This is a genomic window from Stenotrophomonas sp. YJH_SMC_25 (assembly GCF_059369595.1).
This window is the reverse complement of the sequence record NZ_JCAFSV010000002.1, coordinates 358,154-383,350: the sequence shown is the minus strand read 5'-3', so window position 1 is coordinate 383,350 and position 25,197 is coordinate 358,154. Positions and strand designations below refer to the sequence as shown.

At 68.9% G+C, this 25,197-nt stretch carries 16 protein-coding genes; 8 read left to right on the top strand and 8 right to left on the bottom strand.

What is annotated here, in order from left to right; genetic code table 11:
* Positions 1-144 precede the first annotated feature (144 nt).
* Positions 145-1,425 (top strand): GGDEF domain-containing protein, encoded by a 1,281-nt coding sequence (locus AC5P7E_RS04695; protein ID WP_495222824.1) that lies wholly within the window; start codon positions 145-147, stop codon positions 1,423-1,425.
* Positions 1,426-1,428: 3 nt separating this feature from the next.
* Here AC5P7E_RS04695 and AC5P7E_RS04690 read toward each other — a convergent pair whose 3' ends face one another.
* Entirely contained in the window at positions 1,429-1,821 is a 393-nt protein-coding gene (locus AC5P7E_RS04690) for a YchJ family protein (RefSeq protein WP_005414942.1), read from the bottom strand.
* A gap of 102 nt (positions 1,822-1,923) precedes the next feature.
* Between AC5P7E_RS04690 and AC5P7E_RS04685 the strand changes: the two genes are divergently transcribed.
* A complete protein-coding gene (locus AC5P7E_RS04685; RefSeq protein WP_005411690.1) occupies positions 1,924-2,703 on the top strand; it encodes a sulfite exporter TauE/SafE family protein in 780 nt (259 codons plus the stop codon).
* Between the two features lie 386 nt (positions 2,704-3,089).
* Here the strand turns inward: AC5P7E_RS04685 and AC5P7E_RS04680 are convergent, their stop codons facing one another.
* The 4 genes from AC5P7E_RS04680 to folE all read right to left on the bottom strand — a co-directional run bounded on the left by AC5P7E_RS04680 (position 3,090) and on the right by folE (position 9,368).
* A complete protein-coding gene (locus AC5P7E_RS04680) occupies positions 3,090-6,470 on the bottom strand; it encodes an ATP-binding protein (protein ID WP_005411691.1) in 3,381 nt (1,126 codons plus the stop codon).
* 16 nt (positions 6,471-6,486) lie between these two features.
* Positions 6,487-7,188: a DUF4194 domain-containing protein gene (locus tag AC5P7E_RS04675; protein WP_005411692.1), complete on the bottom strand. Its 702-nt coding sequence runs from the start codon at positions 7,186-7,188 to the stop codon at positions 6,487-6,489.
* Complete coding sequence (locus AC5P7E_RS04670) at positions 7,175-8,644, bottom strand: DUF3375 domain-containing protein (RefSeq protein ID WP_005411693.1); 1,470 nt, start codon at positions 8,642-8,644, stop codon at positions 7,175-7,177. The genes AC5P7E_RS04675 and AC5P7E_RS04670 overlap by 14 nt, the downstream gene beginning before the upstream one ends.
* A 112-nt stretch (positions 8,645-8,756) precedes the next feature.
* Complete coding sequence (gene folE, locus AC5P7E_RS04665; RefSeq protein ID WP_004141296.1) at positions 8,757-9,368, bottom strand: GTP cyclohydrolase I FolE; 612 nt, start codon at positions 9,366-9,368, stop codon at positions 8,757-8,759.
* A gap of 685 nt (positions 9,369-10,053) precedes the next feature.
* Here folE and AC5P7E_RS04660 point away from each other — a divergent pair.
* From AC5P7E_RS04660 to AC5P7E_RS04635, 6 genes are all read left to right on the top strand, one after another.
* Positions 10,054-10,509, top strand: coding sequence for a MarR family winged helix-turn-helix transcriptional regulator (locus AC5P7E_RS04660; RefSeq protein ID WP_012481667.1), 456 nt, complete (start codon positions 10,054-10,056; stop codon positions 10,507-10,509).
* A gap of 109 nt (positions 10,510-10,618) precedes the next feature.
* Entirely contained in the window at positions 10,619-10,828 is a 210-nt protein-coding gene (locus AC5P7E_RS04655; RefSeq protein ID WP_005411696.1) for a DUF1656 domain-containing protein, read from the top strand.
* Entirely contained in the window at positions 10,825-11,742 is a 918-nt protein-coding gene (locus AC5P7E_RS04650; RefSeq protein ID WP_005411697.1) for an efflux RND transporter periplasmic adaptor subunit, read from the top strand. The genes AC5P7E_RS04655 and AC5P7E_RS04650 overlap by 4 nt, the downstream gene beginning before the upstream one ends.
* Complete coding sequence (locus AC5P7E_RS04645; protein ID WP_114618745.1) at positions 11,739-13,208, top strand: efflux transporter outer membrane subunit; 1,470 nt, start codon at positions 11,739-11,741, stop codon at positions 13,206-13,208. The genes AC5P7E_RS04650 and AC5P7E_RS04645 overlap by 4 nt, the downstream gene beginning before the upstream one ends.
* Positions 13,209-13,211: 3 nt before the next feature.
* A complete protein-coding gene (locus AC5P7E_RS04640) occupies positions 13,212-15,251 on the top strand; it encodes an FUSC family protein (protein WP_005411699.1) in 2,040 nt (679 codons plus the stop codon).
* Positions 15,252-15,345: 94 nt separating this feature from the next.
* Positions 15,346-15,744: a hypothetical protein gene (locus AC5P7E_RS04635; protein ID WP_005411700.1), complete on the top strand. Its 399-nt coding sequence runs from the start codon at positions 15,346-15,348 to the stop codon at positions 15,742-15,744.
* 462 nt (positions 15,745-16,206) lie between these two features.
* On the opposite strand, the gene recD is transcribed toward AC5P7E_RS04635, so the two are convergent.
* Genes recD through recC form a run of 3 tightly spaced genes read right to left on the bottom strand, consistent with a single transcriptional unit; the run spans position 16,207 to position 25,108 of the window.
* Positions 16,207-18,087, bottom strand: a complete 1,881-nt coding sequence (gene recD / locus AC5P7E_RS04630) for an exodeoxyribonuclease V subunit alpha (RefSeq protein ID WP_114618744.1) — start codon at positions 18,085-18,087, stop codon at positions 16,207-16,209.
* The gene (gene recB, locus AC5P7E_RS04625; protein WP_100438165.1) at positions 18,084-21,764 is read right to left on the bottom strand and encodes an exodeoxyribonuclease V subunit beta; all 3,681 of its coding nucleotides are present in this window, start codon (positions 21,762-21,764) and stop codon (positions 18,084-18,086) included. The genes recD and recB overlap by 4 nt, the downstream gene beginning before the upstream one ends.
* Positions 21,761-25,108 carry an exodeoxyribonuclease V subunit gamma gene (gene recC, locus AC5P7E_RS04620; protein WP_114618743.1) on the bottom strand — a complete coding sequence of 1,116 codons (3,348 nt, stop codon included), beginning with the start codon at positions 25,106-25,108 and terminating at the stop codon, positions 21,761-21,763. The genes recB and recC overlap by 4 nt, the downstream gene beginning before the upstream one ends.
* Positions 25,109-25,197: the final 89 nt, after the last annotated feature.

Sequence of the window (25,197 nt, the reverse complement as noted above, 5' to 3'; positions counted from 1 at the left end):
AGCATCTGCGCAACAGGGTGAGTGCGATGTCATCGTTCGACGTCAACGCGTTCACATGCGTGACCATCCCGCATTCAAGAAGCCGGTGCGAACGCCGCTAACGGCAATGCTGCGGCCGCGTCGTCACCGCGCTGGAATTCCTGCTTGCCCCTGCATCCGCTCCGACAGCCTGCGCATTACCTGTTCGTGCTGCCCGCCGTGCTGGTTGCCGTGGTGCTGTGGGCAGCACTGGGCAACGAAGACGTTGCCAGTCCGGCCCAACGCATCCTGCCCTGGCTGCTGGCCTGCCTCGGCGCCGGCCTTGCCCTGCTCTACCACCAGGTGCGTACGCTCTGCCTGCTGCTGGTGGTGGCGGTCATGTTCGCGCTGCTGCACCAGGACGTGGGCGGCTATCTGCACAGCGGCCATGTCACGGCGCTGACACCGCTGCGCTTCCATGCCATTTCGGCCTGGTTGCCCTTGCTGTTCGCGGGCCTGGCACTGTGGCCCGAGCGCGGGCGGCGCCGCCGCGACCTGCTGCTGCGGGGTGTTGCCAGTGGCACCGGGCTGATGATCTTCCTGCTACTGGCCACGCAGCAACCCCGGGGCATGCACGATCTGCTGTCCAACCGCCACTGGAGCTGGATTCCGGCCGACTGGAACGCGCTGGCACAGCTGCCAGCGCTGCTGTTCCTTCTGGCAACCGCCGCGCTGGGCTGGCAGGCCTGGCGGCATCCGCGCCCGTTGCACACGGCGATGCTGCTGGCCCTGCTGTGCCTGTGGTGGATGCTGCCACGGGTGTTCCTGCAGCCGGTGCTGCTACCGGCACTGGCCAGCGCGGCCCTGCTGCTGATGCTGGGCGCGATGCTGCAGGAGTCCTTCCATATGGCCTTCCGCGATGAGCTGACCGGCCTGCCGGGGCGCCGCGCCTTCAATGAGACCCTGCAGCGGGCGCGCGGCACCTACAGCATCGCGATGGTGGACGTGGACCACTTCAAGTCGTTCAACGACACCCACGGCCACGACACCGGCGACGATGTGCTGCGCCTGGTGGCCTCGCGCCTGGGCCGGGTGGGCGATGGTGGCCGGGCGTTCCGCTATGGCGGCGAGGAGTTCGCGGTGGTGTTCCTGGATCGTCCCGCAGCCGCCTGCGTGGATGCAGTCGAGGCGCTGCGGCAGACCATCGAGGACACCCGCATGCAGCTGCGCGACCGGAGCACACGCAGCCGCGACGATGAAACGGGGCGCCGGCAGCGCGGACGCGGCGGAAGCGGGCAGACGGTGCAGGTGACGGTGAGCATCGGGCTGGCAGACAGCCGCGTGGATGAGCGGCCAGCGGCAGTGATCAAGGCCGCCGACCAGGCGCTGTACGCAGCCAAGGACGGTGGCCGCAACCAGGTCCGCGCGCATGCCGGCCAGCGCGTGCTGGCGGCACGCGGCGGCTGAGGCTCACACCGCGTCGAGGTAGTACCAGCGGCCGTCGACGCGCAGGAAGCGGCTGTGCTCGGCCATCTTCACCGCGCTGCCGCCGCCCACGCGGTAGCGGGCGGTGAAACGCACTTCGGCGCTGTCGGCGCCGGTGACGGTGTGCTCGTGCACGGTCAGGCCCAGCCAATGCGTACGCTGGCCGGGTGCATCATCCAGCGACAACTCGGCCGGACGGGTATCCGGATGCCAGCTCTGGCGCAGATAGTCCGCCAGCCCCCGCACATAGGCGCTGTAACGTGATCGCATCAGGCGCTCGGCATCGGGGGCGGCCTCACCGGCATGGAAACGGCCACAGCAGGCGGCGTACTCGGCGGGAAGGCCGCAGGGGCAGGGATCGGTGGGTTTTCGGCTCATGCGGACATTGTCGCCGGGTTGTGCGGATGGATCCACGCGGGGCACCGGTCAACCAGTGCAGGACAGGCGTATGCTGTCGCGCCCCCATATCGATTGATCGCCGTGCTGGAACTGGTTCCCCCTGAGTTGTGGTGGCTGGTGGTCATCGCCTTCATCGCCGGGCTGGTCGATGCCGCCGTCGGTGGCGGTGGGCTGGTGCAGCTGCCTGGCCTGTTCACGGTGCTGCCGCAGCAGACGCCGGCGATGCTGTTTGGTACCAACAAGTTCAGTTCGATGTTCGGTACCGGTGCGGCCGCCTGGCGCTATGCGCGCAACGTGCGCTTCCCGTGGAAGCCGGTGTTGTTCGCGGCCGGCACGGCCTTCATCTTCTCCTTCGCCGGCGCCACCGCGGTAAGCCTGCTGCCCAAGGACGCGGTGCGCCCACTGGTGCTGGTGCTGCTGGTCGCGATGCTGGCCTACACACTGTGGAAGAAGGACTTCGGCGCGCTGCACCGTCCGCAGGAGATCGGTCGCCGCGAACTGGTGATCGCGCTGGCGATCGGTGCGGCGATCGGCTTCTACGACGGCTTCTTCGGGCCGGGCACCGGCAGCTTCCTGATCTTCCTGTTCGTGCGCTTCTTCGGGCTGGATTTCCTGCGCGCCTCGGCGGCATCAAAGGTGGTGAACCTGGCGACGAATGTGGCGGCGATCTCGTTCTTCGTGCCGACCGGCAACATCCTGTGGCTGTTCGCGCTGCCGATGGCGGCGGCCAACATCATCGGCTCGGTGGTGGGCACGCGCCTGGCGCTGAAGGGCGGCACGCCGTTCATCCGCAAGCTGTTCGTGGGGCTGGTGGTGGTGCTGATCGCGCGGATGGCGTGGGATACGTTCCGCGCTGCGTGAACGCGGTTGCCGGCCAGCGGCCGGCACTACCGGGTCATGAACCCCGCCCATGGGTAGTGCCGGCCGCTGGCCGGCATCCCCATCCGATCAGGTCATGAACCCCGCCCATGGATAGTGCCGGCCGCTGGCCGGCATCCCCATCCGATCAGGTCATGAACCCCGCCCATGGGCAGTGCCGGCCGCTGGCCGGCATCCCCATCCGATCAGGTCATGAACCCCGCCCATGGGCAGTGCCGGCCGCTGGCCGGCATTCCCATCCGATCGGGTCATGAACCCCGCCCATGGGTAGTGCCGGCCGCTGGCCGGCATCCCCATCCGATCAGGTCATGAACCCCGCCCATGGGTAGTGCCGGCCGCTGGCCGGCATTCCCCTTCAATCGGCCAGGTCAGGCCTCGGCTTCTTCCGGTTCGTTGGCCTGCTGGCGGCTGCGCTCGGGCAGCTTCAGGCGCTTGCCTTCCTCGTCATACTCGATCAGCAGCACGCCGGAGTCGTGGCGACCGCTGATTTCGACGAAGCAGGCGCCGCCGATGAACGGTTCCAGCGTCATCACCGACTTCAGCGGGGTGGCAACCACCATCTGGAAGCCGAAGTTGTCGAAGATGTTCATCGCCAGGGCGGTGAACTCGTTGTCGGCCTTGTCGAAGGCTTCGTCGAGCACCACTGCGGCGTAGCTGGGCAGCTGGCTGTCAGCACCGCCGAGCTGGTAGCGCAGCGCGGCCGCCAGGCAGGTGGTAGCCAGTTTCTGGCGCTGACCACCGGACTTGCCGGCGCCGCTGCGATAGATCTCGACCTGCTGGCGCGTTTCCGCATCCAGCTCGACGCCGATGAACTCCACGTGCATGCGCACGTCCAGCACCAGCTCCCGCCAACGCTTGTCCTCGCCTTCCTGCGAGCCCAGGCGGTTGACCAGCTGGCGCAGCACGGTGAACTGCGATTCGGCCAGCTCGCGCTGCTCGGTCTGCTGCTGCGACAGCACTTCGCGCAGCTGCAGCTGGAACTCGCCCACTTCCGGCAGACGACGGTCGCTCAGTTCGATGGTCAGCAACGTACCGCGGTTGAACGGCACCTGTTCCAGGCTGGCGTTCACTTCGTCCAGGCGCTGGCCGATCGACTTGCGGGCCTCGGCGCTGTGGCGCTGCAGGGCCAGCAGGTTGTTCTTGCTCTGGTTCTGCAGCAGATCGAAGAAGCGCTCTTCGTGCTGCGGCAGGCCATCGCGCTCCAGTCGTTCGAGGCGTGCGAGGAAGTCCTCGGCCGAGGCCACCGACACGGTGAAGTCGCCCGATTCCTCCGGCCATTGCTGGATGAAGCGACGGAAGCAGCCGATCAGCTGGTTCTCGATGCGGTTGAGGTCCTGCTGCGAGGACGACAGCTGCTCGTTCAGCGCGTTGCTGACCTGGCGCATGTGCGCTTCCAGCGTTTCCAGGCTGAGCGGACCCTGCTCCTGCAGGCGCTCGGCAAGGCCGGCTTCCTGCTCCTGGGCCAGGCTCGGCAGCACCAGCGCACGGCTCTGCTGGCGCGCGCGGTCCAGGCGGTCGCGTTCCTTGACCAGCTGCCCGCGCTCGACGCGGACGTCTTCATAGGTGCGGCGGGCCTGCTCGATGTCGGCGCGCACGGCGTCAATCTGCTTGGCCAGCTTGGCGAGGTCGGCATTGCCTTCGCGCAGGTCGCGCAGCGTGGCCTCGATGTCGCTCAGGCGCTGCTGCGGGGCGGCGATGTCGATCTCGTTCCAGCTGATGCTGACCAGCTCGTGGCAGGCCAGGCGGCGTTCGTTGTCGCGGTCACGCTGCCCACGCAGGCGCGCGATGTCGGTCTCGCAGCTGGCGATGCGCTTGGCCAGTTCCTGAGCTTCGCGCTCGAAGGCGCCCACCTTGTCGTGGTTGTTGAAGCCGAGGATCCAGCGACGGCGGTCGCCCACCGCACTGCGGTCATCCTTCTCGAAACGGTCGCCCGGATGCTTGACCTGGCCTTCGCGGGTGATGCCGCGGTCGACGTTGCGCAGCTGCTTGGCATCCACGCACTCGTAGTCGAATCGCTTGCCGAGCTCGCGGCGCAGCCAGCTTTCGAACACGTGTTCGCGCAGTTCCAGCTTGTGCAGCAGCGACTTCGCCGACGGCTCACGGGCGAACGCATCATCGTTGCGGCGCACGCGGTAGTAGGTGAAGCGCATGCCCAGGTGGGTACGGTTCACCCACTCGGCGACGTCGTTGTAATGCTTGTCGTCGACCAGCAGCGACAGCGCGAAGCCACCCAGCACGCGCTCGATGGCACCCTGCCAGCCCTGCTCTTCCGAGCGGACCTGGATCAGTTCACCGACGAACGGCAGCGCCGCTTCAGCGATGCCGGTTTCCTCGGCCAGGCGCGCGCGCAGCTTCTGCATCGGCGCCGGGATGTTGGAGGGCGTGCGCTGCATCGCTTCGAGTTCCGCACGGACCTCGCCGAAGCGGCGCTCGTCATCGCGCTTGCCACCCAGGCGATCGCTGATCGCATCGTCCAGCGCCGAAGAGGCGCGCTGGCGGTCCTGCAGCTCGTTCTGTGCGCGCTCAACCAGTTCGGCGAAGCCGTGTGCGTCGTCCGGCAGTTCGGCCCCCAGCTGCTGCGCGGCCAGGCTTGCCTGCTCGCGCTTGGCCTGGCGGCGGTCGCGCTCGGCTTCGGCGCGGCCCTGCTCGCGTTCCAGTTCTTCGATGCGCTCACCACCCTGCTGGCGGCGCTGCAGTTCCAGTTCGGCCAGGCGCTCGGTGTGATTGTCCAGTGCGGCACGGCGCTGGGCTTCTTCGCCAAGCAGGCCACGGTCACGCACGTCCATCTCGCGCAGGCGCGCTTCGATCAGCGCCTGGCGGCGGCTTTCACGGAAGCTGTCGACGCCAAGCTTGAGGGCTTCGTCGTCGCCGCGCCGGCGGTGCATTTCCTTCAGGTCGTTGTAGTAGGCGCGTGCCGGCAGCAGGGTCTCCACCTGGCGACGGGCGGTGACCACCGCCTGGTGCGCGCCATCGAGCTCGGCGAAGTCGCTGACCAGGCGCTCGGCGGCGTCGAAGGTCTTCGGCGTGTCGAGCATGAAGTCGCGCAGGAAGACGTTGAGGTCGCCCAGGTTCTTCGCCGACTGCGTCTTGTGCAGCAGGCGCAGCGCCATCTCATTGTCGATGCCGAGCAGGTCGCGGAAGCGCTCGGCGTAGCCGGAGAAGGTGTCGAAGTGGTGCAGGTCGGACAGCTTCTGCTTGAGCTTGCGCAGGTCCAGGTCGAACCCACCAAGATCCTTGGCGATGTCGAACGGGCGCTCGGCAATCATGTAGTGCTTGCGCACGTCACCGGCCGAGGTGCCGTTGCCGGAGATCCACAGCAGGCGCACCAGGCTGACCACGCGGCCATCGCCGGCGCGGTATTCCAGCACCAGTGCGGTCCAGGTGGCGCCCTTGCGCAGGTACTGGGTGGCGATTTCGCCGGTGCCGCTGTCCTGCTGGTCAGCCCACGCGCCACGCACGTAGGACACCAGGTTGCGGTCGCGGCCACTGCGCTCGGCTTCACGCGCAGCAGCGTTGAAGTCGACGATGGCCGGCGGCGTCAGCAGCGCGGACATGGCATCGAGCAGTGTCGACTTGCCCGAGCCGGAACGTCCGACGAACAGGAAGCCGCGCTCGGCGATCGGTACTTCGGTCAGGCCGTTGAAGGTGCCCCAGTTGTGCACCTGCAGGCGGCGCATGCGGAACTGCTGCAGGCGCGGGTCCGGCAGGCCTTCGTTGAACAGGGCGGGAGTGTGCTTGGAGATAGCCATGCGATGGTCGGGTCTCTCAGGCCTCGGCGGCCGGGGTTTCGCGCAGCTGGCGGTAGACCGCCGAGAGCTGGGACACGTCTTCGGCGGAGAACAGCAGCTTCAGCGCCGGCGAGACTTCGTGGCGGTCTTCCTGGCCGCTGAGGCGGGTCAGGATGTGGTTGTCCTTCATCTTCTGCACCGCCGAGGCGACGCGGCGGTTGAAGCCGGCGCGGTCGGTGGACAGGTTCTTTTCGTAGATGGCCAGTGCTTCGGCCATTTCGGCATCGGCGACCACCGCGCGGTTGCCGCGCGCATCGGCCTCGGCCAGCTGCTGCCGCAGGTACAGCAGCAGCACCGAGTCGATGAAGGTCAGCGGCGAGGTGCGCAGCAGCACCGGCGCATCCACGTCTTCGGTATCGGCCTGGCGGGTGAAGGCCACGCCGCTGTCACGGTCGAGCACAAGTTCCAGGAACAGGTCCGCCAGCGAGGAGCGGATGGCCGCCTCGCTGCGGATCAGTGCCGGCCACAGCTTGGCGTGGCGCAGCTGGTCGATGCTGGGGCCGATCAGCAGCTGGCACAGCGCGCGGCGTGCGTCCAGCGGCAGGCGCCCGGTATCGCCGAGGTAGTACACGTCGTTGCCACGGCGGGGCTGCGCCACGGCCGCCACCGGTTCGGCCTCGTAGGCGTCTTCCGCCACGTCGGCCTGCGCTGCGTCGATGGGATCTTCATGCCAGCTCATGGCGTCTCTCCTGGGTGAACCAAACCAGCGGGATGCGGGCGCGACGGACCTGGCCGTCGCCACCACGCCATTGCGCAAGCTCCTGCTCGCCGGCGACCACGTTGCCGAAGCGCGTGCCCAGCGACAGATAGCCGATGACGCTGCCAAGACCTTGCGGCGCCTCGCGCTGCGACAGGGCCTGGGCGATGCTGAGCCGCGGCTGTGCATCGAGCAGGTCGTGCAGGTCGCGGCGCAGGGTGCGGAAGTCGATTTCGGACGAAGCGACCAGGTCGCCGACGCTCTCCAGGCTGATCGCGGCCGCGTCGTTGTACTCGACATTGCCGTCGACCTGGGCGCTGCGCGGATCATGCAGCTTCCACTGCGACCACGAGCGCAGGCGGCTGGTGGTCAGCTGCAGGTCGCGGCCGATGCCGCGTTGTGCGGGGAATTCGTCGCGCAGGGCCAGCGCTTCGGACTGCGCCTGCTTCAACAACTGGTTGAGGCGGCGCTGTTCCAGGTAGCCACGGCTCTGCACGAAGCCGCGCAGGCTGCGCGCGAAGTTCTGCAGGACGTCGTGTACCTGGCCACCGCGCTCGAGCATGGTGCTGGTGAAGCTGCGCAGGAAGTTGCGTTCGTTGCGGTCCAGGCGGCGGGCGAAGCCGCGCGCCAGCACCGCTTCCAGCGCGGCATCGAGCTGGGCACTCTGTTCGGCGTCGTTGAGCAGGCGCCAGAAGGCCTGGAAACTGCGCCCGGCGTCACTTTCGCCAATGACATCCACACCTTCGAACAGCTGCGACAGCACATCGCCGCGCTCGCCCTCGTCGTCGATGATGCGTTCGCGGAAATCGCGGTTGAGCTGCTCGAAGTCATCGCGCACGCGGCGGAAGTCCTCGGTCAGCTCGTCGGCCAGGCCGATGATCTGGCGGGTGCGTTCCAGCGCGCGCTTGCCGTCCAGCGCAACCACGCGGCCGGTGCCGACCCGGGCGATTTCGGCATCGATGCGGTCGCGCTCGTCGTGCAGCGCGGACAGGCGCGCATCGGGATCGGCTTCGGTCTGCGCAGCCAGCGCCGAGAGCTGCTCAATGACCAGCGCCAGGCGGCTTTCGGTGGCGGCCACGCGGGCCTGCTCGAGGCCGTCGGCGAAGCGGATCGCCTGCAGTGCCGCGGTCGCCAGCTCGTACTGCTCCTGGTCGGCGCCTTCGGGCAGACGGCGTTCCAGCCAGCCCTGGGCCAGCCAGTGCGCGATGTAGGCCTGGGCGGTGCGCGGCAGCTCGCGCGAGAGTTCATCGCCGGCCAGCTGGTCCAGCGCGCGCTGCAGTCGCTCGTTCAGTACCGAGGACGGCAGCGTGCGCTCGCCGTCCATCAGCAGGCCCTGCAGCAGGCCGATGATTTCCGGAGCGTGGTCGGCGGCAAGCAGCTTCCACTGGGGCTGTTCGCGCAGGTGGCGGTAACGGGCAATGCGTTCGCGATGCTTCATGCAGCGAAAGAAGTCTGTAGGGCTGACAGGGACAAACCGCCATGCACAGCTGCCGCGTGGACAGCCGTGGGCATGCCGGCCTGCAGGAGCCGGCGTGGTGCGGGCAAGCGGCTCAGCGCTTGCCGCCCACTTCGATGAAGCGCAGGAACTCGGCGCGGGTACGCGCGTCGTCGCGGAAGCTGCCCAGCATCTTGGAGGTGACCATGCTGACGCCGCGCTTGTGGATGCCGCGGGTGGTCATGCACTCGTGGGCGCCTTCGACGACCACGCCGACGCCGATCGGCTGCAGCACATCCTGGATGCACTGGGCGATCTGCGCGGTCATCTTCTCCTGCACCTGGAAACGGCGGGCGTAGGCTTCGACGACACGGGCCAGCTTGCTGATGCCCACCACCTTGCCGGCCGGCAGGTAGCCGACGTGCACGCGGCCGATGATCGGGGCCATGTGGTGCTCGCAGTGGCTTTCGTACTCGATGTCGCGCAGGACGATCAGCTCGTCGTAGCCGGCCACTTCCTCGAAGGTCCGCTCCATGTAGGCGCGCGGGTCGTCGCGGTAACCGCTGAACCAGTCGCCATAGGCTTCGGCGACACGGCGGGGGGTATCCAGCAGGCCTTCACGGGACGGGTCCTCACCGGCCCAGCGCAGCAGGGTGCGCACGGCATCCTCGGCCTGGTCCTGGGTCACGTCGCCCTGCGGGGCGGCCTTTTCGTTGTTCTTGCTCATTGCGTACAGCGTCCCGAACGGGGGGCGAGCATCGTACCCGACCGGGGGGTGGGTCGTCCTGTTGGTCGGGTTCATCGGGGGTCTGGCGGCGCCTGCCTGTTACGGGTCTGGATGGGGAAGGGCGGCAGGGCAGGACACGCCGTAAACCCATCCATGGGGGCTCGGTCGGGGCATCCATGCGCCTCACGGTCCTGCCCTGCCGCCCTTCCCCATCCCTGACAGTTTCCTGCGGGCGCGGCCGGACCGCTCGAGAGCGGGGTCAAAAGCTGGGTTTCATGGCTTCGGAAATACTTCGTGCGGCTGCTTTGGCCACTGCCCTGGTGGGTGCGGACCGTTGGTCCGCACTGCTTCTGCTCTTGCTTCCAAGAGCCAACCCACCGCGCTCGCGGGGGGATGGGAAGGCAGCGGGGGCCGGGCGGGGCAGGACCGTCCGCGGCATGGATGCCGCGGCCGAGCCCCCAAGGGTGAGGGCGCTTGCTTGCGAGGCATGCCTCGCAAGCGCCCGAACGCACAGCCGCCAGCGGCTGGGCCGGACCCCGGAGGGGGGTTCACGGCGTGTCCTGCACCGTCCGGCGCCCGCTGCCCCACCCGACACCAGGCAGGCGCAACGCTTTCCTCACTACACCCACCCATTCAGAAAAACCTATTGATAGGAATGAAATTAGTAGTATCCTATCTATCTCTTATGGACCGACCCCTCGACGAGCGCACCGTGCTGCAGATGCAGCTCAGCTCCGGCCTGCTGTACGCAGGGCGGCAGTGGCAGCGCCTGGCCGACAGCCGGCTCGGCAGCTACGGCATCTCCACCGCCTGCACCATGCCGCTGCTGATGATCGGCCGCTCCGGCGGTGGCATCCGTCAGGTGGCGCTGGCGCAGCAGCTGGGCATGGAAGGACCCTCCCTGGTGCGCCTGCTGGACAAGTTGTGCGCCAGCGACCTGGTCCGCCGCGAGAGCGACGCCAGCGACCGCCGCGCCAACCTGCTGTGGCTGACCGACGCGGGCCACGCGCTGGTCAGCGAGCTGGAAGACCAGTTGATCGGCCTGCGCCAGGACGTGTTCGGCGAGCTTTCCATGGATGAACTGCACGCCGTGCTGAAGGCATGGCGCCTGCTGGCCGAGGCCGCCGACCGCATCACGTAAGACCGCTGCCCCTGAACACCGCCGCTGCCGTGCACACGCCAGCGGCTTTTGCCCGTTGCCGTTGTTTCGTTGTTCCTCCCCTCCCCCCACCTCGCCCCCGCCCCTACCGATGCCCGGTGAATTCAGTCTCCACGGAGTGTTCGTCCCGACCCTGCTCGGGTTGATGTTGTTGGCCTACCTGGTCAACAGCGGCCTGCATGCGCTGCTGCAGCGTGCCGGTGCCTATCGCCATATATGGCACCCGCCACTGTTCAACCTGGCGCTGTACGGGATCGTGCTTGGCCTGCTGTTCCACCTCCTGCGTTGGATGCAATCGTGAACAAGATCGTGAAGAAGACCCTGCCGGTGCTGCTCACCAGCGCAGCCGTGATCATCGCCCTGCTGGTGCTGCGCCAGCTCTGGGTCTATTACATGGATGAGCCATGGACCCGCGATGCCCATGTCGGTGCCGACGTGGTGCAGGTGGCGCCGGACGTGTCCGGGCTGGTGGAAACGGTGCAGGTGGCCGACAACCAGGCGGTGAAGAAGGGTGACCTGCTGTTCGTGGTCGATCGCGCCCGCTACCGCATCGCGCTGGAGCAGGCCCGCGCCAACCTGGCCGAGCGCCAGGCATCGGTGGCGCAGCTGCGCCGCGAGATCGGCCGTGACCGCAGCCTGCAGGACCTGGTCGCCGCCGAGGACGCCGAAGTGCGCCGCGCCAAGCTGCAGGCCGCACAGGCGGCGCTGGCCACCGCACAGGCGGCGGTCGACCTGGCCGAGCTCAACCTGGGCCGCACCGAGGTGCGCGCGCCGGCCGATGGCCGGGTCAACGACCGCACCCTGCGCGTGGGCGACTACGTGGTGGCCGGCAAGCCGGTGCTGGCGCTGCTGGATACCGGCTCGTTCCGCATCGATGGCTACTTCGAGGAAACCCGCCTGCGCGGCGTGGCCCCGGGGCAGAGCGTGGACATCCGCCTGATGGGCGAGTCGGCCCCGCTGCGTGGCCACGTGGAAAGCATCGCCGCCGGCATCGAGGACCGCTACCGCAGCAACGGCAGCACCCTGCTGCCGAACGTGACCCCGGCCTTCGACTGGGTGCGGCTGGCACAGCGCATTCCGGTGCGCATCGCCATCGACGAAGTACCCAAGGGCGTGGAACTGATCGCCGGCCGCACCGCCACGGTGACCGTGGACACCGGCCGCCATCCGCACAACGACAAGGCCGGCACTGCGCCGACACAGGCGGGCCTGTGAACGCCGCCCTGCCCCGTCTCGGTCTGATCGTTGCGCTGGCCAGCTTGGCGGCCTGCAGGACCGTCGGCCCGGATTACGCCCTGCCGGAAGGGTCGGCCTTCAAGCGCCCGGAGGCCAATACAGCCTTCATCGATACGCAGAACCCGCAGGTGGCCGCCAACCAGGCGCTGCCCGACCGCTGGTGGTCGCTGTACAACGACCCGGTGCTGGACGGCCTGATCACCCAGGCGCTGCGTGACAACGTGGAACTGAAGGCCGCCGATGCACACCTGCATCGTGCCGCGGCGATGTACGAACAAGCGCTGGACGCCGGTGGCTTTGAGTACGAGGCCGAGGCCGGTGTCAGCCGCGCGCAGCTGTCGGCCGAATCGTTCCTGCAGGAGCACGAGCTGCCGGTGATCAACCTGGCCGATGGCAAGTTCGCGGTCAGCTACCAGTTCGACCTGTTCGGCAAGCTCAAGCGCGGCGCCGAGGCAGCGCGTGCCGACGAGCAGTCGGTCGCTGCGGCGCGCGACCTGGCCCAGGTCAGCGTGGTCGCGCAGGTCGCCGACAGCTACCTGGAAATCTGCCACGCCAACCACGAACTGCACGTGGCCGAGCATTCGCTGCAGCTGCAGCAGCGCAGCCGCACGGTCACCGAGCGCCTGATCGCGGCCGGCCGCGGCACGCCGCCGGAACTGGCCCGCGCCAATGCGCAGGTAGCGTTGCTGGAGGCGGCACTGCCGCCGCTACGCGCGCAGCGTTCGGCGGCCGCCTATTCGCTGGCCGCGCTGCTTGGGAAAACCCCGGGCCAGCTGCCAGCCGGCGTGATCGACTGTGCGCACGCCCCCGGCCTGGCGCAGCCGCTGCCGGTCGGTGATGGCCGGGCGCTGCTGCAGCGCCGCCCGGACGTGCGCCAGGCCGAGCGCAAGCTGGCCTCGGCCACGGCGCGGATTGGGGTCGCCACCGCCGAGCTGTACCCGGACATCCGCCTGGGTGCCTCGGTGGGTGCCGCCGGCCTGCTGGAAGACTTCGGCACGCCGATGACCCAGCAGTGGTCGATCGGCCCGCTGATCTCGTGGACGCTGCCGTCGTCCGGCACGCACGCACGCATCCACGCCGCCGAGGCGGGTGCCGATGCCGCGCTGGCCGAGTTCGACCACACCGTGCTGCAGGCGCTGCGCGAGACCCAGACCGCGCTGGACCGCTATGCGCAGGACCTGCGCCGGCTGCAGTCGCTGCGCATCGCGCAGGAGCAGGCCGCACTGGCCGCCGAGCAGAACCGCCGGCTGTACCAGGGTGGCCGTACGCCGTACCTGTCCAGCCTGGATGCCGACCGCAGCCTGGCCACCAGCGACGCCACCCTGGCCGCCGCCGAAGCGCAGGTCTCGCGCGACCAGATCCATCTGTTCCTGGTGCTGGGTGGCGGCTGGCAGGCATCGGTTGCCCCGCCCGCGCCGTCCACCGCACAGGCCTCGGCGAAGTAAGCCATGAACGCGCTGACCGATCGCCAGGCCTGGCTGTTCTCGATCAAGACCTACCTGGCCGCGGTGGCCGCGCTGTACATCGCCATGGCCGGCAACCTGTCGCGCCCGTACTGGGCGATGGGCACGGTGTACATCGTCAGCCAGCCGCTGCTGGGCCCAACCCGCGCCAAGGGCGTGTACCGCATCGTTGGCACCCTGGTGGCCGGCCTGGCTACCCTGCTGGTGCTGCCGGCGCTGGTGGAAACGCCGCTGGTGCTGAGCGCGGCGATGTCGATCTGGCTGGCCGGGTGCCTGTTCATGGCCCTGCTCAACCGCGGCCCGCGCGGTTACGCGTTCCTGCTAGCCGGCTACACCACCGCCTTCATCGGCTTCCCGGCCGTGACCTCGCCGGAGACCATCTTCGACACCGTGGTGGCCCGCAGCGAGGAGATCATCCTCGGCACCGTGGTGGCAGTGCTGTTTGCTTCGCTGCTGTTCCCGGCCTCGGTACGCCCGATGCTGCGCGCCCGCATCGGCAACTGGATGGAGGACGCGGCGCAGTGGTGCCGGCAGATCCTTGAACGCGGCCGCGCGCACGCGCCGCGCAACCGGCTCGCCGCCGACCTGGTGCAGTTCGAGGCGCTGATCGAGTTCCTGCGCCGCGACGACCCGCGCCATGCCGGTTCGGCCGTGTCGATGGAGCGGCTGCGCGAGCGCATGCTGCTGCTGTTGCCGGTGCTGTCCTCGATTGCCGACCGCCTGAGTGCGCTGCGCAGCGACGGCCAGGACCTGCCCGAGGGGCTGCCGGCACTGGTCGATGACATCCACGACTGGCTGGATGGCCCGACCAACGCCAGCGAATACGCGCGCCTGCGCGCGCGCATCAGTGCATTGAAGCCGCAGGTGGACCGCGACCTGCAGCACCTGCAGCTGGCCAGCCTGCTGCTGCGCCTGGAGGAACTGGTGGACCTGTGGCAGGACTGCCGCACCCTGCAGCACGCGATCGACCAGGGCACCGCGCCGCTGGACCGTGCGCACTACCGCATCCGCACTGAGCGCGTAGCCGCCGACAAGCACGTCGACTACGGCATGGCGCTGTTCTCAGCGCTCAGTGCCGGCGTGGCGCTGATGAGCTACTGCGTGCTGTGGATCGCGCTGGGGTGGGAAGGCGGCGGCAACGGCGCGATGATGGCCGCGGTGACCGCCGCATTTTTCGCCGCGCAGGACGATCCGGCACCGAGCATGGTGTCGTTCCTGGTGTGGGCGATGGTCGCCTCGGTGGTGGCCGGCGTGTACCTGTTCGGCGTGTTCCCGGCCGTGCACGACTTCGGCCTGCTGGCGCTGGTGCTGGCGGTGGCGTTCCTGCCGCTGGGGCTGATGCTGCACCACCCCAAGAGCGCGCTGTTCGCGCTGCCGCTGACGGTCAACCTGGCCGCGCTGCTGAGCCTGCAGAACACCTACAGCGCCAACATCCAGACCTTCCTCAACTCGTCCATCGCGATGTTCATCGGCATTGGCTTTGCAGTGGTGATGACCCGCCTGTTCCGTTCGGTGGGCGCCGAGTGGACCGCGCGCCGGCTGGTGCGGCAGGGCTGGACCACGCTGGCCGAAGCCGCCGAAGGTCGTGGCCAGCAGGACCGCCAGCGCTTCGCCGCGCGCATGCTTGACCTGCTCGGCCTGCTCGCGCCGCGCCTGGCGGCAACGCCGGAGGGCAGCGACATCGCCTCGGTGGACATGCTCAATGAAGCACGCATCGGCCTGAACATCCTGCAGCTGCGCCGCGCCCGGCTGGAACTGCCCGAGCGCAGTCGCGAGGCGGTCGAGCACATTCTGGAAGAGGTCGCCGTGCACTACCGGCGGCAGATCGCCGCGCGCAAGCCGATTGTGGCGGCCGACGCGTTGCGCGAGCGGCTGGATACCTCGCTGGGACGGGTCGGTAGCGTGGCCGCCTGCAAGGCCCGCGATGAAGCCCTGATGGGCCTGATCGGCCTGCGCTTCGCGCTGTTCCCGGAGGCGAAGGCGCTGGCGCCGGGCCTGGCGATGAGTGCAGCCGGACAGCCGTAGCGCGATACCCTGTGCAGCCACAGACCCCGCGCAGGGGTCAGAGCCCTCGCCTGCGGAGAGGGATCCGACCCTGGCGCTGCAACAGGATGGTTCAATGAGTTACGACATGATGGTGTTCGAGGCCAGTGCCGCCCCACGTGAGGCAACGGCATTCATCGCCTGGTTCGAAAAGCAGACGCAGTGGAACGAACGCCACGAGTACGACGACCCGGTAGTCAGCAGCCCCGCGCTGCGAGCGTGGTTCGCGGAGATGGCGCAGGAATTCCCGCCGATGGACGGCCCATTGAGCAACGACGATGACGATCGTGCCGAAGTGACCGAGTACAGCATCGGCCGGCAGGTGATCTATGGCGCCTTCGCGTACTCGGTGGCCGAGCGCGCGCACGGCCGCGTGCAGGACCTGGCCGAGAAGCACGGCGTGGGCTTCTTCGACGTGAGTGCTGATGAAGCGGCGATCGTGTTCCCGGATGGGCTGGTACTGATCGCGGAATAGGTGTGGCGGCAGGGCTGCGCCCTGCACCTGCCGAGGCAACGTCAACGTCAAAAGCGGGTATTCCTTGGGATGGCGGGGTAGGTCCGGTTGAGGGGGACGCCGTCAACCCATCCATGGGGGCTTGGTCGCCGCTTGCTCGTGTGCGCTGTCCTGCGCACACGGCAAGACCGGGGTTGGGCGTCCTGCCCAACCCGCCCGAGGCATGCCTCGGGCCCATGCGGCTCACGCCCCCGCACCCGGACCCACCCCGCCTTCGACAGTTTCCTGCGATCTGCCGGCACGGCGTTCTGCTCTGGTGGGTGTCGACCTTGGTCGACACGGTAGATCCCGGCATGCGTGGATGAACGTCGGAATGATCGAAGTACGCTGTTGTAAAGTCGAGCCATGCTCGACTGCTTCTGCCTGGCGATCAGGTGAAGGGGTCAGAGCCCGTTCCCGATGGGAACGGGATCCGACCCCGATTCAGAACAACTGGCCCTGCATCGTGGGCTGTTCGATGCGCACCGGTGCTTCGGCCACCGCTTCCGTACCCAGCCGCCAGGCCAGGCCACCCAATCGGCTGGCGTGGCGTTTCAATGCGGCCTGCAGCACCTCTGCGCTGCCCGCCACATGCAGCACTTGGCGGGCGCGGGTCAGGCCGGTGTAGACCAGTTCGCGCGACAGCACGCGGCTGTCCTGGCGCGGCAGCTGCAGCCACACTTCATCGAACTCCGAGCCCTGCGCCTTGTGCACGGTCATCGCGAAGGCGCTTTCGTGCGCGGGCAGTGCGGCCGGGTGGAAGGCGCGCGGCTGCTCGACCGTGTCGCCGGGGAACCAGGCCACCATCGCGCCACTGCCATCGCGCAGGCAGATGCCGATATCGCCGTTGAACAGGCGGTGCCGGTAGCTGTTCTCGGTGACCAGCAGCAGGCGGCCCTGGAAGTATCCCGGGGTGTTGCCAGCCAGCAGCTGTTCGATGCGGCTGTTGAGCCCGCGCGCACCCTGCGGGCCTTCGCGCAGCGCGGTCAGCACGCGCAGTCGCCCGGCCTGCTGCAGGGCAAGCACCGGATCGGCGGCGTCGGCCAACGCACGCCAATGGCCCAGCAGGTGCTCGCGCTGGCCGCGCAGTGGATCGGCTTCGCCTTCGTGGAAATGCACGCCGGCCAGTTCACCACTGCGCAGCAGCTGCAGCGCGGTACCGCTGTCGCCCTCGCGCACGGCATGCGCCAGCGGTGCCAGGTCCAGCGCATCGCTCTGCCGGTAACCACGTTGCAGCTGCACGCGGCGGCCGGCGAAGGCGCGCGGCGTGGCCTGCGGCTGCAACGTGGCCGGTGCCAACAGACCCTGCAGTGCCTGCGCATCATCGGCGCGGGTGCCGATGCCATCACCGCTGGCGCGCAGGATCGCGCTGAGCACATCACCGGCTTCGACCGAGGGCAACTGATCGGGGTCGCCAAGCAGGATCAGGCGGGTGCCGCTGGCGATCGCGTCGACCAGCTTGGCCATCATCGGCAGATCGATCATCGACGCTTCGTCGACCACCACCACATCCACCGGCAGTGGATTATCAGCGTGTTGGCGGAAGCGCGGTGAATCGGGAATCACGCCGAGCAGGCGATGCAGGGTGGTGCCGGTACTGGGCAATGCCGCGCACAACGTCGCATCCACTCCTTGTTCCTGCAGACGTTGCACGGCTACGCGAAGGCTCTCGGCCATGCGCTCGGCGGCGCGTCCGGTAGGCGCGGCCAGCGCCACTTCGGGCAGCGGCTGGCCGGCATGCCGGGCCTGCGCCGCCAGCAGCAGCAACAGGCGCGCGATGGTGGTGGTCTTGCCGGTGCCGGGGCCGCCAGTCACCAGCGCCAGCGGATGGCGCAGGGTCACGCCGGCGGCACGGGCCTGGTGATCCTCGCTGCCCGATGCCTGCGGGAACAGCTGCGCGAACAAGGGTGCCAGCGCTGCCATGTCCGGTGCCGGCAGCGGATGCCGGCCGATGCGCTGCAGCCCGGCGGCCAACTGCCGTTCGTACTCGCGGTAGCGGCGCAGGTAGAGCAGGCCGTTCTCCAGCACCAGCGGCGCATCCTCGGCGATGGCGTCGGCCTGCTCGGGTATAGCCACCCAAGGCGATGCGCGCAGTTGTGCCAGCCACTCCTGCGCGGCGGGCCACTCGGGCACCCCTTCCAGCAGGCGCTGCGGCTGCGCCGGATCGAAGCCGGCGTGGCCCTGCGCCACCGCCAGCGAGGCCAGCGCCGCCGCCAGCGCCACGCTCTCCGGCGTGTCGCCGCGCAGCCGCATCAGGCTGGTCGCCAACGCGTGGTCGAGGGTGCGCAGCAGGCCCTTCTGGTGCAGTTCCTTCAGCAGGCTCATGCGCTGGCCCCACGGGCACGTGCGGCCAGTTCGGCTTGGGCCTGTTCGCCACCGGCGAACAACGCATCCAGTGCATCTACCAGCGCCAGCGGGAAACGGTCCACATGCACACCGTTGCCGGTGCCATCGAGGCCGCGGCAGAACAGGTAGCGGATGCCGCCCATGTCACGCTCGTAGTCGTAGGCCGCGCCCAGGCGGAAGCGCAGCCAGCGATGCAGGGCCACGGTATAGATCAGCGCCTGCAGGTCGTACTCGCTGTGGCGCATGGCGATGGCCAGCAGGTCCGGGCTGTAGCCGGGCAGACGATTGGATTTGTAGTCGAGCACGTACCAGCGCCCGTCGCGCACGTAGGTCAGGTCGATCATGCCGGTCATCAGCCCTTCCAGGCGGCGGCGCTGGCCGAAGCCTCGACGACCACTGGAAACACCGTGGGCATGCAGCACCTGCAGCAGCGCCGGCACCGTGGTCGGCTCGATGGCGAAATGGAAGTCGATTTCCGCGCGCCGCTCGCCTTCGCCCAGGCTGTAAAGGGCGCCGCCTTCGGGCAGCGGCACGGTGAGCGTGTGGCCGACCAGCGGCACCAGCACGGCCACGCCATCGTCCAGGTCGACGTCGGCATAGCCTTCGTCGTGCAGCGCCTTGCGTAGCACCTCGGCTTGCCCCTCGGGCGCTTCCCTGCCCGGCTGCCAGTCACCCCAGGCAACGAAGTCGACGTTCTCCATCGCCTCGTGCAGCACATTGCCGAAGCGGCTGCCCATGAAGCGCGGGTCGATCGGCACGCTGTCTTCGACGGCCGCGGCGGGTTCCGGCAGCGCCGGTTCCAGCGGCAGCTCCGGGCCGGCCGGTTCGTCGGCGGCCGGTGCCGGCAGCTCGGTGGCGGCCGCTTCAATATCACTGCCAGCGCCCGCATCGGCATGCGCCAGCTGGGTGAAGCTGTACACCCACCAGTCATGCGGCACGCGCCGGGTCAGTGCACGTACCGCCGGCAGGTCACCTTCCACTTCGGCCGCCAGCTGCGGCAGCGCGGCCGGTGCCTCGCTGTCATCAATATGCACATCGGCGTGCGCGCGCAGCGCCTGCAGGTCACCCAGCAGTGGCGCCAGACGCGTCCTGCCGAGCCCGGCCAGATCACCCACGGCGATCCACAGCGCATGCTCGGCGCGGGTCAGTCCCACATAGAGCAGGCGCGCATCCTCGGCACGCTGCTCGCGCTCACGCTGCGCGTTGGCCGCTTCCCAGGCCTCGTCCTTGTCCAGCTTCCAGTGCAGCTGGCGCTGGCCCCCAAAGTGCACGGTGCAGTGCGGGGCGGTGTTCGGCGCGCCGCCGTCGATGCCGACGAAGGGCAGGAACACCAGCGGATACTCCAGGCCCTTGCTCTTGTGCAGGGTGATGATCTGCACGCGGCGCGCATCCGACTCCAGGCGCAGGAGCTGCTGCTCGTCATCCTGGTCGGCACTGGCCATCTGCCCCTGCAGCCAGTCCAGCAGGCCATGCATGCCCAGCGCCTGCGCCGAAGCCTCCTGCAGCAGTTCACCCAGCTGCAGGTAATTGGTCAGGCGGCGCTCGCCATCGATCAGCGCCAGCAGGCGTTCACCCTGTGCGGCACAGACATCGGCAATCACTGCGAACGGTCCGCCGCGCTGCCAGCGCTCGCGCCAATGCAGCAGCTGTGCCTGGAACCCGCGTTGCAGGTCACCTTCGCGTTCCATTGCCGCGATCGCGCTGGCCCGCTGGCCAAGCAGCACGGTGGCCAGCGCTGCACGCAGGCGGCCTTCGTCGGCCGGTTGCAGCAGTGCCAGCAGCAGCGCACGAAGATCGCGGGCTTCAGCAGTGGCGAACAGGCTCTGCTTGCCGGCCGCCACCGCGGGAATGCCGACCGCGGCCAGCGCACGCTGTACCAGGGTGGCCTCGCGATGCGAGCGCACCAGCACCGCGATATCACCGGGCTGCACCGGTCGCCCACGCAACACGGCATTTCCCGCGCGCGCATCGACCAGGATCTGGTGAATCGCGGCCACGCAGGCCTGGGTCGCCGCATCGCGCGAGGCATCGGCGCTCATCGCCTTGTCACCGCCACTGCGCAGCACGCGCAGGGTGAGTGCCTTGGCGGCCTGGCCGTCGCGCAGGTAGTCCGCATCGCTGCGCACGCCACCGGGCCGTACCGGCTCGAACCGGATGTCGCGTTCGAGGAAGGCGTCTTCGCCACCGTTGTCGTACAGCGCCTGCAACGCGCGCAACACAGACGGTCGCGAGCGGAAGTTCTGGTCCAGCACCGGCGCCTGCTGCGCCACCTGCTTGGCCTTCAGGTAGGTGTGGATGTCGCCACCGCGGAAACCGTAGATCGCCTGCTTGGGGTCGCCGATCAGGAACAGCGCCGGCGCCAGGCCGAGTTCGCGCACCTCCGGCGAATCGCCGAACACGGTGTGGAAGATGCCCCACTGGCGATCGTCGGTGTCCTGGAACTCATCGACCAGCGCGATGCGGTACTGCGCACGCAGTTGCCTGACCAGCGTCAGCCGCTGCGGGCCTTCCAGTGCGAGCGCTACGCCATCAATCAGATCGTCGTAGGTCTGTACCCGGCGCGTACGCTTCAGCGCCTGCAGGCGCTGCGTGGCTTCGGCGCGAAGCGTGTGCAGGAAATCCAGCGCGGTACCACGCAGCCAGGCATCGCGTTCGGCCAGCAGCGCGACATAGCGCGCCAACGGCGCCTGCAATGGCGACGACGGCGTGCGATCAGGGAATTTCTTGTTGGTCTTGTCGGCCAGCACCTCCGGCAGCAGTGCCGGCAGGCGATCGCTGGCCAGCAGCTCGCGCGGGTCGGCGCGCTCGGCCCAGGCCAGCAGCTGCCGGCCCAGCGCGTGCAGCCAGCCCAGCTTGTATGACACGCCGTTGAGCCACTTGTTGTCGACGGCATCGCAGAGGTCGATGAAGAACTGCTCGCCATGCTCGCGCACGCTTGCGGACAGTGCTTCCGCCGCGCTCTGCAATGCCGGGCGTGGATCGGCCAGCGCCGTCGGCCGTGGCAGCGGATGCAGCGGCGGTGTGCCCAGCAGCGCGCGCAGATCGGCGGCCAGCGCGTCGGGGCTGGACCACAGCCAGGTCAGCGGCTCCAGCGTGGCCGGGTCGTTGGCATGCACGCGCCACAGATCGGCCGCGAGCTCCTCCAGCAGTTCACGGTCGCTGGCCAGCAGTTCCGGCGGATCAAAGGTGTGGCCGCTTTCCAGCGCATGCTCGCGCAGCACGCGGGTACAGAAACCATGAATGGTGAAGATGGACGCCAGGTCGATCTCGTCTGCGGCCACCTGCAGGCGGCGTTTCAGTGCGGCGGCGCTCTCGGTGCCGCCCCGCAGATGGCGCTGCAGCACGTCGCGCGTCAATCGTACCTCCGGTGCTTCACCGTCGGCCGCTTCCAGGTCGACCAGGCGCGCGGCCAGCGCCAGCCGCTCGCGGATGCGCTTGCGCAGTTCCTGGGTGGCGGCATCGGTGAAGGTCACCGCCAGGATCTGGCCGATGCGCAGGCCCTGCTCCACCACCAGGCGGGTGAACAACGTGGCCAGGGTGAAGGTCTTGCCGGTGCCGGCGCTGGCTTCGATCAGCCGGATGCCCTCCAGCGACAGCGCCAGATAGGGATCGCGGCTGAGGGATTCGAGGCCGTCTTCGGCGATGGCGGTGTTCATGCGCTGCCCTCCTGGCGTGCTTCGGTGCCGAGAGCGCGGCCTTCGCGCACCGCGCTGAAGACCACCTGGCTGTTGCGCAGCAGGTCAGCGTAGCTGGCCTCGGTAGCGAACGGGTCGGCACCCCGCAGCAGCAGCTGCCAGGCGTCGCTGCTGGATTCACCCCAGCTGCGGTCGCTGCCGTGCCACTGCTTCCAGCCTTCGCTGCGCTGCTTTTCTGCTGGCGCGTTGTACAGCACCCAACCGGTGTACGGGGCAAAGCGCAGCGGCTCGCGCAGGCCACGCTGGCGCAGCTGCAGCAGCGCACGCAGCGCCGCACGTGCAGCGGGAACGCTCAGTGCCGGCAGTACATGCGGGCCGGGACCGGCGTCGCCACCATCATGGAACTGCACAAGCGGCAGCGCGTCGCCCGCCGCGTTCGCCAGCAGCCAGTCCAGGCCGTGGCGGATCACTGCATTGCCATTGAGCGTGCCGGCACGCAAGCGCACCAGCCCTTCCGGATGCCGATCGGCCACGCGGCCATGCAGGCGCACGCCATCGATGTCCACTTCGTAGCGACGGCTTTCCAGTGGTTCGCCCTGCATCCAGCCCAGCAGCGCACTGGCATACGGGCGTGTCTTCAACTGCTCCACCTCGAACTGACGCTCGCCCAATGGACCCGACGGCAGCAGGCCACGCGCGCGCAGGCGTGGGTACAACGGCTCGGTATCGCCGCTGAGCGTGGCGCGCACTACCGCCGCCTGCACGCTGCGCTTTTCCGGCCCGCGCGAGGACAGCACCAGCGGTTCCAGGTCATCCACCTCCTCGACCTCGTCGGCCAGGCGCAGGCCCAGCGACTGTGCGAGGAACTGCCCGGCCGGGTCGCACAGGAAGCGGCGCAGGGTATCGAGCGCGACCTCCTCCTCCACCGCGTCGTCGAGCGGCGGCGGCAACGGTGCATCGAACCACGGCTGCAGGCCACCGCGCTGGCCGGTGAGGCGACCGGCGGCTGGGTGCCACTGGCGGCGATAGCTGAAGCGACGCGGATCGCCATCACCGAACGCCGCCGGTGAGAACGGCTGCAGGGCGTGGCGCACGGTGAAGTCGCGGACCGCCGCAGGCGGATCGAGGTGATACGCGGCGGCGGCATCGATCAGTTCGCTGACCAGCACCGACGGCTCGCGCACGCTGCCATCGCGCGGATCGGCGCCGAGATAGCTGAGATAGAACACCTCCTGCGCGGCGGCGAACAGCTGCAGGAACAGGAAGCGGTCATCCTCGCGGGTGGAGCGGTCGCCCGGACGGCGGCGCGGCGTATCCAGCTCGGCAGTGAGTTGGTTGAGACCGGCAGCGGGGTCACGGCGCGGGAAATCGCCATCATTGAGGCCGAGCACGCAGATCACCCGGAACGGCAGCAGGCGCATCGGCACCATGCGGCCGAAACTGATGCCACCGGTCAGCAGCGGTGCGCGCGTATCGGCCTCGCCCAGCGCGCCGGCGAAGTGCGCGCGCACCACCTCCGGCGGCACGCCTTCCTCGAAGCCGGCCTTGGCGGCATCTTCGGCGAACTGGTTGAGCAGCTTGCGCAGGCGCTCCAGCGCGCGCTGGCTGTTGGGGGAACTGGGCGCGGTGGGCAGCAGTGCATCCAGCAGCGACAGCAGGCGTTGCCGCCACTGCGCCGGGGTCAGCAGCTCGCCCAGTCGGCGCTGGTAGATCGCCAGCACGCGCAGCAGGCGCAGCAGCCGGTCCAGCGCGTCCAGCGCACCGCCTTCCAGTTCGATCCACGGCGCCACGCCGGCCAGGTCGGCCTCGCTGCCGGTGGCGTGGCCGAGTACCAGGCGATCCAGCGCGAACTGCCAGGTGTAGGCGTCGTCGGCCGGTGCCTGGTGCTGGTTGCGGTGTTTCGCATCGAGGCCCCAGCGTGCACCGGCCTGTTGCAGCCAGCCATGCAGGCGGTCGAAGTCCACCGCTTCCAGCCCGGCCGCCTCGGCCAGCGGCGCGCTGGCCAGCAGGTCCAGCACTTCGTTCAAGCCAAAGCGCGAGACCGGCAGGCCCAGCAGGTGCACGAACACATCGGCCAACGGCTCGCCGGCCAGCGGACTGCTGTCGGCCAGCGCATACGGAATGTGTTCCTCCTCGCCGCCGCGACCGCCGAACACCGCTTCCAGGTACGGCACATAGGGATCGATGTCCGGCGCCAGCACCGCGATCTCGCGCGCCTGCAGCGGCGGGTCGAAGCGCGGGTCCTGCAGCAGGCTGCGCAGCTGGTCATGCAGCACCTGCAGTTCGCGCAGGCGGGTGTGGCAGGCGTGTACCTGCAGGCTGGGGTCGTCGCTGCGCAGCCCGTCGCGCAGCGCGCCCGAGGGCAGCGCACGGCGGTGGAACAGGTCACGCTGCAGGCGATGCAGCAGGCTGTCGGACAGGCCGCCTTCGTCCAGGATCGGGCGGGTGTCCTCCTCCGGATCGGAATAGGCAGCGATCTCGCCGGCCGGATGCACCACCTCGTAACTACCCAGCACCGCCATGAAGTCGCGCCCGGCCGCACCCCAGGCTTCCAGCAGGCGGTTCTCGCCGGCCGCTTCGCCGAAGGGGTCCGGTGCGCCGCTGCGCAGGCGCTCGGCCAGCGTCTGCAGGTCGCCCCAGTACGACTGCACCGGGGTAGGCATATAGAAATGCAGCTCGCCCACCCGCGCCTGGGTGGCCATCACCCGCAGCACGTCGGGCGAGATGTTGAGCGTTGCGAACGCAGACATGCGCGGTGGCAAGCCCTTCGGCAGCGGTTGGCCGGCACCTTCGAAACGGTCCAGGTATTCCTGGATGCGGCGGGCGCGGTAGTCGTGGCCCTGGGTGATGGTGCGCCACAGGATCGCCTGCGGGTCGGCAGGATCGGCACCGGCTGCCCAGCGCAGCAGCCAGTCACGGCGCCACGCCTGGTACTTCTCGAATACCGAGGCCAGCTCGCCGGCCAGCGCCCAGGGTTTCAATGCGTCACCGCCGGCAAGATAGGACTGCAGCGCACGCATCGGTGGCTGCGCCAGCAATGTCGGGTCGCGCAGGGCCTGGTACAGCTTCCAGTGCAGGCCGGCCGCGTCCAGATCGTCCTGCTCGCCGCTGACGTTGGCCTTCAGCGCGCGGGCCACGAACTCGCCCGGGGTGAGGAATTCGAGGTTGGCGGCGACACCGAATTCGGCGGCCAGTGTCGCTTGCAGCCAGCGGCGCATCGCCACCTGCGGGATCAACACCACTTCCGGCGCCAGCAATGGCTGGCCTGGCACCGGCGCACGCACGTTGCGCGCCAGCAGCGCGGCCAGCACGTCCAGCGAGTTGGAATGGTAGAGGCGGAAATCGCTGCCTGGGTCACTCATCATGCACAGTGTGCAGGACGGCAGGCAGTATTCAATGGTCGGCCCATCGACGGTACGGATTGTTCCGGGCTGCCGGCCGATTGTCCCGGCCT

Excerpts from the sequence above, each read along its gene's own strand:
- AC5P7E_RS04680 (WP_005411691.1), bottom strand. The coding sequence starts at position 6,470 with ATGGCTATCTCCAAGCACACTCCCGCCCTGTTCAACGAAGGCCTGCCG.
- AC5P7E_RS04670 (WP_005411693.1), bottom strand. The coding sequence starts at position 8,644 with ATGAAGCATCGCGAACGCATTGCCCGTTACCGCCACCTGCGCGAACAG.
- AC5P7E_RS04655 (WP_005411696.1), top strand. The coding sequence starts at position 10,619 with ATGCCCGGTGAATTCAGTCTCCACGGAGTGTTCGTCCCGACCCTGCTC.
- AC5P7E_RS04640 (WP_005411699.1), top strand. The coding sequence starts at position 13,212 with ATGAACGCGCTGACCGATCGCCAGGCCTGGCTGTTCTCGATCAAGACC.
- AC5P7E_RS04675 (WP_005411692.1), bottom strand. The coding sequence starts at position 7,188 with ATGAGCTGGCATGAAGATCCCATCGACGCAGCGCAGGCCGACGTGGCG.
- recC (WP_114618743.1), bottom strand. The coding sequence starts at position 25,108 with ATGATGAGTGACCCAGGCAGCGATTTCCGCCTCTACCATTCCAACTCG.
- recB (WP_100438165.1), bottom strand. The coding sequence starts at position 21,764 with ATGAACACCGCCATCGCCGAAGACGGCCTCGAATCCCTCAGCCGCGAT.
- AC5P7E_RS04690 (WP_005414942.1), bottom strand. The coding sequence starts at position 1,821 with ATGAGCCGAAAACCCACCGATCCCTGCCCCTGCGGCCTTCCCGCCGAG.
- AC5P7E_RS04635 (WP_005411700.1), top strand. The coding sequence starts at position 15,346 with ATGAGTTACGACATGATGGTGTTCGAGGCCAGTGCCGCCCCACGTGAG.
- folE (WP_004141296.1), bottom strand. The coding sequence starts at position 9,368 with ATGAGCAAGAACAACGAAAAGGCCGCCCCGCAGGGCGACGTGACCCAG.
- recD (WP_114618744.1), bottom strand. The coding sequence starts at position 18,087 with ATGAGCCTGCTGAAGGAACTGCACCAGAAGGGCCTGCTGCGCACCCTC.
- AC5P7E_RS04660 (WP_012481667.1), top strand. The coding sequence starts at position 10,054 with ATGGACCGACCCCTCGACGAGCGCACCGTGCTGCAGATGCAGCTCAGC.